The sequence below is a fragment of the Algoriphagus sp. genome, assembly GCF_030694375.1.
Taxonomy (GTDB): domain Bacteria; phylum Bacteroidota; class Bacteroidia; order Cytophagales; family Cyclobacteriaceae; genus Algoriphagus.
On the sequence record NZ_JAUXYL010000001.1, the window covers coordinates 1 to 6,925 of the forward strand.

Below are 6,925 nucleotides of genomic sequence, written 5' to 3' on the forward strand. Positions count from 1 at the left end.
CGCCATGCTCCAGCGACAACAAGCGACAGCTATTGTTGCGGCACGTCGCAAGATTGTAGATGGAGCAGTTGGCATGGTAGAGATGGCACTACATGACTTGAAAATGAAAGACATCATTGAATTTGATGATGACAAAAAAGCAGTAATGGTGTCTAATCTGATGGTAGTCCTATGCTCGGATAAAAGTGCCAGTCCCGTATTGAATGTAGGCACGCTAAATCAATAAACCATGCACGGAAGGATTTTCAAGGAAGAACAAACCTACAGAGGTACATGGGTGATGTATCTGGTATTGATGCTTGAAATACCTACACTGGTTTTGGTAGCCGTCATCGCGCTCAATAGCAATACCGATACCGACAAAGCAGAAGGCATAATTGCGTTGGCTGTAGTATTCACTATTATAACTCTGGTGATGGCACTTATCTTCAATTTAAAACTTGAAACCAGGATCGATGAAAAGGGAATCCATTACAGGTATTTCCCGTTCATCGGTTGGAGAAATGTCCTCAAACACCAAATCCATTCGGCTGAGGTCATATCATTTAACCCTCTTAGTGACCATGGAGGATGGGGAATCAAGGGAAATAGAACGACAAAAGCCTATACCGTACTTGGAGACAAAGGATTATCACTCGATTTAAATGAGAAGAAGAAAATAGTGATTGGAACTCAGAAATCACAAGAGCTTAAGGAATTTATAGAAAACTGGCTGGAAGATTAAATCATGTCCAAGAAAAAAGCATTTGCTCTCCGTCTGGATGAATCCATGATGAAGGCTATAGAAAAATGGGCGGCAGATGAATTCCGTAGTACAAACGGACAATTGGAATGGATTATACGGGAGTCTTTACGGAAAGCTGGAAGGCTTCCAAAAGGAGATTCAATGGAACAAAAAGATTGATTTTAGACTTATACGTTTAATTGATTATTGAATCTATTAAATTTGGATATGAGAAAACTAACTTTAATTTCTGGAATTGTCATTGCTTTGATTTTTTCTTTTGGGGTCACCCCATCTTTCGCCCAGTCTGAGTCTCAAGTTTCAAAAAAGGAATTGAGAGAAGAAAAGAAAATTCAGAAAGCCAAAGTAGACCTTGAAAAGTCAAAAATTAAATTGACTAAAGCCAAAGAAAAATACAACTCAAACCTGAGCAAATTTGAAAAGCGAAATTCCGCAGGAAAACTATCTCCAAATGCAGTTTCAAAAATCACAAAATCCTTAGAAAAGCAGCGAAAAAACATCAATAAGCTTCAAGATCAGATTACAAAACTTGAAAAATTTCTTCAGCAATCAGGAGAGATGATTTAACCTCGAATTTAAGGTCAAAAAGATTTTTTCGGAGCTGGTATTTTATCAGCTCCGTTCTTTTTTAAAGGGAATACCTAACTTGCATCGCAATATAAACAGCATGAAAACCCTAATTAGCTTTGTAATTCGCTATATCCCACGTCCCATACTTCAGACAGTCAGCCCGCTGGTAATGAAGGTTCTCTCTCAATTAAACAAAGGAAATGAGGTCGAATGTCCGGTATGCGGAAACCAGTACAAGAAATTTCTACCTTATGGGAGAATTGCAAGAGAAAATGCCCTTTGCCCCAACTGTCTGGCTTTGGAAAGGCATCGGTTGATGTGGCTATTTTTGAAAGGAAAAACCGACTTTTTTTCCGGAAAACTAAAAGTGCTTCATGTGGCTCCCGAGCATTGTTTTATTGATCGCTTTGAAGCCTTACCAAATTTAGACTACATCACCGCTGATATCGAATCACCTCTGGCTAAGGTAAAAATGGATGTACATTCCATTCCATTTCCGGATAATTCTTTTGATGTGGTATTTTGTAATCACGTTTTAGAACATGTTGACGATGATGTTTTGGCATGTTCTGAATTCAATCGGGTATTGAAACCGGGTGGATGGGGGATTTTGCAATCTCCTGTATATCCTCTTGAAAAAACAATTGAAGACAAAACCATCACCGATCCTGCAGAAAGAGAAAGACTATTTGGTCAACGGGATCACGTCAGGAAGTTTGGCAAAGACTACGCCGAACGACTTGGCCAATCAGGTCTTCAAATTGAAGAAAACCTTTTTGTAAAAGATCTTCCGACAGCACAAGTAAAGCGATATGCTTTGGCACCGGATGAAGTGATTTTCGTTTGCAGAAAAGGGCGTTAACCTCTGTAGAATTTTCTGACGAGTTCATAAACCAAGCCTGCGCCATAGCTGCAAAGCTGAATGACCGAAGTCATCCACGCCAAATCACCCACCAAAATAGATTGATATTTCCAACTCGCTTGGTAAATAACCAATCCTGACCAAATTGCAAAAATAAGGACGTGGGGGATCAAAAATGCTTGGACAAAAATTGCGTTGACCACAATTGAAATCAAAAACATCAGAAAAAAAGTAGGCATCCAATGCACGAGTTTGATCGCCTCAGGATGAAATCTAGAGACATTGACACGGTTTCGCCCGAATGAAAAAGCCTGTTTGGAAAAAGATTTAAGCGTGTTTTTTCGTTTATGGTAGACAAAAGCTTCGGCCACCAATTCAAGCCTAAAACCTGCTTTTTTTATCCGCATACTCCATTCTATATCTTCTCCATGCTTGGGATCCAAAAAACCTCCGATAGTTTCGAAAACTTTTCTGGAAACTCCCATATTGAACCCACGGGCTTGATATTTGGAAGGATCTTTCAATTTTCCTCTTATTCCTCCGGTTGTCCAAAATGAAGTCATGGCGAAATCCATAGCTTTTTGAAGGTTTGAAAAATCTTCCGCCGCTGCATCAGGGCCTCCAAATGCATCCAGTTTCCTATCTGAAATAGCCTTGTCTAAAATCTGCAAATAATCAGGTGGGAGGATTACGTCAGAATCCAAAATGACAAAAAAATCTCCTTTTGCTTGAGTCATGCCAAAATTTCGGGCAAATCCCTGGCCTTGATTTTCTTGGAAAAAATAACGGATAGTCAGCTCAGAATTAAATTTCATAGCCACCTGATCAGCCTTAAGGGATGATCCGTCCTCTATTAATATCACTTCAAAATCCTTGTGGGATTGATGAACCAAACTCGTGAAAAGTTCAAAAACCTCTGAAGGCCGATTGTAAACCGGTATAATGACTGAAAAATACATCAAAAATCAAAGTTGACTTCCTCATCGATTTTATATTCGATCTCTTTGGATTGGTTGGAAGTCATCAATTCAGCAATGAAACCCGTGACAAAAAGTTGGACACCAATGATTAATGCCACTAGGGCAAGAAAGAACAAGGGTTGATCAACAATTTCTCGGACTTTTAAGCCTTTGCTAAGGCCATAAACTTTTTCAAAAATCAGCCAAGCAGTGATAACAAAGCCTGTCAGAAATGAAAGCGTTCCTAAAAGGCCAAAGAAATGCATGGGTTTTTTCTTATACCTGTGTACAAAAGAAACGGTAATCAGATCCAAAAATCCATTGAGAAAACGCTCTAAACCAAACTTAGAATACCCATATTTCCTGGGCTGATGTTGAACAACTTTTTCGCCAATTTTTCCAAACCCATTCCATTTTGCGAGTAAAGGGATATAGCGGTGCATTTCACCGTAGATATGGATATTTTTCACGACCTTATTTCGATAAGCCTTCAGGCCACAGTTGAAGTCATGTAGCTGAATTCCTGAAATCCAACGGGTGACACCGTTAAAAAATTTCGAGGGAATAGTTTTGGATAAGGGATCATGGCGCTCTTTCTTCCATCCTGAGACCACATCTAATCCATTTCCTGAAACCATTTCGTAGAGGCCGGGAATTTCATCCGGACTATCCTGCAAGTCAGCATCCATCGTGATAACGACATCACCCAGGGCACGACGAAATCCTGCATCTAAAGCAGCGGATTTACCAAAATTACGGGTGAAATTCAGTCCCTTTAACTGCATGTTTTGAGCGGAAAGATTCTGAATCACTTCCCAAGATCGATCCGAGCTGCCATCGTTAATTAAAATCACCTCATAAGAAAAGCCGTGCTCATTCATCACACGGCTAATCCAATGAGTTAATTCCGGCAACGATTCTTCCTCATTAAAAACAGGAATAACTACGGAAATTTGAGTCATATTTTAATAGTCAAGCGATTTGTCACGCTTTTTAAGAATTGCTGCTAATATTAAAGCGATGATCGCGTACAAAATTAATGCAAAACCAAAGTTTTTGATTTGCCCAGCAAGTGTAAATGTTGAAGAGGTGTTTTTTCTCATCTCTTCTAGGGTACCAGCTGGCAGGGCATCTGGGTTTTGACCAAAGCTCTCCAACATTTTTATAGAATTCTCAAAGGTTATATCTGCTAAAACTTGTGGTAATGATGGGTCTATTACCTGAAAAAGGAGAATTTGCCCTGCTAAAGAAACAAGTCCTGACATCAAAATAGCTATGAAACTAAAATTAAATGCAGTCCCAAAAGTCATATAGCCACCAATTTCATTTCTATACTGTTGTCCAAAATAAATAATCAAACCAAAGAAAATGACAAGGGAAATTAAAGCAAACCAACCTGAGGCTAGTAAACTTGAATCAATAAAATAGGCAATGTAAGTCACAGCCAAAGCGACCAAACCCATCGTGAGACCAGGTTTAATTGCTGCTTGAAAAGGTGTTTGTTGCTCTTCCATAATAAAATTAGCTTGGGTTTTTTCTGAAAATAATAGAAATAATAATGCTAAAAAACATTCCTGGGATGATTTTCCAAAGTCCATCGTTTAGCGCGACGTTCCAAGGCGTCAAACCATTCATACTTAATTCGGTTGCATTGAACGAGGCTTCTCCCACTTGGGATATAATTAAATCCTTATTCTCAAATAACAGTTCTATTTTCTGAGTTTTAATAACCTCAAATAAATCGGGGAAAAGTAGAAGTAGCGTCCATATCCCAATCGTTGACAAAATGCCCAAAAGGGAATAAGTGACAAAACCAACTGTCATTCCTTCGGCGAAGGATAAATAGCCTGAATTGGAATAATCTTTGAAAAATTTGATTGATAAAAAAATTGACACCGGGACTAGAAAATACCCAAAGACTAAATTTAAATTGGTAGGATCAGGATTTAAAAACGAAAAACAATAAAAGGCGATAAAACTCAAAATCCCGCCCAAGGCGCCAAATTGGTAAGCAGTAATTAAGTACCTATTCATCCGCCTTGATTAATTGGCCTTTTTGAATGACATACTTCACTCTACCTTGAAGTTCCATTCCAAACCATGGATTGTTTGAGGATAATGATTTATTGCTTTTCTCGTTATAAAGCCATTTTTCTTCAGGATCGAAAATAGTCAATGAATCAGATAGTTTTCCTATTACTTTTTCCGGACCCATTGTTATTTTTTCAATCAGAAGTTCCCAACCAATTTCCTCTGATAGCTTTACCATTGCCGGAAGAAAGGTCTGAAGTCCCGCCATACCAAAAGCTGCTAAATCGAATTCGGCAAATTTAGAATCGAAATCATGAGGTTGGTGATTTGAAACAATTGAATCGATCGTTCCGTCTTTAAGTCCTTTTATTAGTGCTTTTCTATCGTCATTACCTCTAAAGGGAGGTTTGACTTTGTAGTTAGAATCAAAAGTAACCAAATCACTGTCCGAGAATATCAATTGATAAATTGAAACATCTGCTGTCACTTGAAGTCCTTCTGCTTTTGCTTTACGTATTAATTCCACCCCTTTAGCTGTATTAACAGTTTGGAAATGCACTCTTCCCCCTGCATATCTTATTATTTCAAGATTTCGTTGAATAGCTACATCTTCAGCTAGATTTGGAATTCCTTTCATCCCGAGTTTTGTGGAAACCTCACCCTCGTGCATCTGCCCAAAAATCCCCAGGAGTGAATCGTAGGCATGATCAAACAGTATTCCATCGAATTTCTGGAGATATTGCAAGATCTTCATGTAGCGGTCAGAGTTTGACAATGTTTTTATACCATCCCCAAAGAACCGAAGACCCGACTGGAAATGCATATCCAAAATTTCAGTCAGATCATCTCCGGATGCATTTTTTGTAACCGCCCCCATTACTTGCAATTGAGCCGAAAAGGCCTTGGCTTTGTTTAAAACAAAGTCTACTTCATTCTTAGATTGAATGACTGGATCAGTATTGGGTAACACCAGAGCGTGAGCAAATCCGCTAACTGTAAGGGATTGACAAAGACTTTCTACAGTCTCTCGGTACTCCTGTCCAGGTTCGCCAAGTCCACAGCGAAGATCCACCCAGCCTTTGGAAGCAAAAAAGGAGGTGCAATCAATCTCAGTTTCAAAAGTTATTGGGTCACCTTTAAGAACTTCCTGAATAGACCCATTTTTAAATATATAATTCAAAGGGTCAAGAATCACTCCTTCTTGGATCAATCTGAGGTTTTTAAGTAGTACCGCCATCAATTTGAGTTATGCTGCAAAAGTGCAACAATAAAGTATAAAAAGAAATGTAAGGTGGATAAAACCTCTTTAAACAAAGTTGAAAGGGATTCACTTAAGAGGCCAATTTATCCTTGATTGAAGATAAAGTTGGAACGGATTTCGAAACCGAAAATTATTTGTTTTATAGAAATAAACAACGTCCAATCACTTTAAGATAAAGTGTTCAGATAGCAAAAGTCCTCACTAAGCAAGGGGATCTAAGAATTGTTCTAAAAAACATTAATTTATAGTTAGAGATAGCTCCCCATCGAATTTTAATGCTTAGACGACTTTCTGATACTCAGATAAATGGATTAAACTCTCTTTCAGAGCGTAGATGCAAATCACTATCACAAGACCTTCCCTTCAAAACAGGGAGGGTTTAAACGCAAAAAAGCCTCTGGATTGCTCCAAAGGCTTTTGAATAATGTGGCGGCGACCTACTCTCCCGGGTGTAACCCCAGTACCATCGGCGCTGCAGGGCTTAACTTCTCTGTTCG

General features: G+C 38.8%; 9 protein-coding genes and 1 pseudogene. 5 read left to right on the forward strand and 5 right to left on the reverse strand.

Annotated elements, in window-relative coordinates; genetic code table 11:
• From Q8M62_RS00005 to Q8M62_RS00025, 5 genes and pseudogenes are all read left to right on the forward strand, one after another.
• Nucleotides 1-226: pseudogene (locus Q8M62_RS00005) on the forward strand (SPFH domain-containing protein); the annotation flags it as partial.
• 3 nt (nucleotides 227-229) lie between these two features.
• On the forward strand, nucleotides 230-724 hold the full coding sequence (locus tag Q8M62_RS00010) for a hypothetical protein (protein ID WP_304901693.1): 495 nt from the start codon (nucleotides 230-232) through the stop codon (nucleotides 722-724).
• A 3-nt stretch (nucleotides 725-727) separates the two neighbouring features.
• Complete coding sequence (locus tag Q8M62_RS00015) at nucleotides 728-904, forward strand: Arc family DNA-binding protein (protein WP_304901692.1); 177 nt, start codon at nucleotides 728-730, stop codon at nucleotides 902-904.
• Between the two features lie 48 nt (nucleotides 905-952).
• Nucleotides 953-1,312 carry a hypothetical protein gene (locus tag Q8M62_RS00020; protein ID WP_304901691.1) on the forward strand — a complete coding sequence of 120 codons (360 nt, stop codon included), beginning with the start codon at nucleotides 953-955 and terminating at the stop codon, nucleotides 1,310-1,312.
• A gap of 100 nt (nucleotides 1,313-1,412) precedes the next feature.
• Entirely contained in the window at nucleotides 1,413-2,177 is a 765-nt protein-coding gene (locus Q8M62_RS00025) for a class I SAM-dependent methyltransferase (protein ID WP_304901690.1), read from the forward strand.
• Here Q8M62_RS00025 and Q8M62_RS00030 read toward each other — a convergent pair.
• The 5 genes from Q8M62_RS00030 to Q8M62_RS00050 are packed head-to-tail and all read right to left on the reverse strand — an operon-like array spanning nucleotide 2,174 to nucleotide 6,404.
• Entirely contained in the window at nucleotides 2,174-3,136 is a 963-nt protein-coding gene (locus Q8M62_RS00030) for a glycosyltransferase family 2 protein (protein WP_304901689.1), read from the reverse strand. The two genes, Q8M62_RS00025 and Q8M62_RS00030, sit on opposite strands and share 4 nt — an antisense overlap.
• Complete coding sequence (locus tag Q8M62_RS00035) at nucleotides 3,136-4,098, reverse strand: glycosyltransferase family 2 protein (RefSeq protein ID WP_304901688.1); 963 nt, start codon at nucleotides 4,096-4,098, stop codon at nucleotides 3,136-3,138. The genes Q8M62_RS00030 and Q8M62_RS00035 overlap by 1 nt, the downstream gene beginning before the upstream one ends.
• Nucleotides 4,099-4,101: 3 nt before the next feature.
• Nucleotides 4,102-4,650, reverse strand: coding sequence for a DUF4199 domain-containing protein (locus Q8M62_RS00040; RefSeq protein ID WP_304901687.1), 549 nt, complete (start codon nucleotides 4,648-4,650; stop codon nucleotides 4,102-4,104).
• Nucleotides 4,651-4,657: 7 nt separating this feature from the next.
• Nucleotides 4,658-5,170, reverse strand: a complete 513-nt coding sequence (locus tag Q8M62_RS00045; protein WP_304901686.1) for a DUF4199 domain-containing protein — start codon at nucleotides 5,168-5,170, stop codon at nucleotides 4,658-4,660.
• Complete coding sequence (locus Q8M62_RS00050) at nucleotides 5,163-6,404, reverse strand: dihydroorotase (RefSeq protein ID WP_304901685.1); 1,242 nt, start codon at nucleotides 6,402-6,404, stop codon at nucleotides 5,163-5,165. Before Q8M62_RS00050 ends, Q8M62_RS00045 begins: the two co-directional genes overlap by 8 nt.
• Between the last annotated feature and the right edge of the window lie 521 nt (nucleotides 6,405-6,925).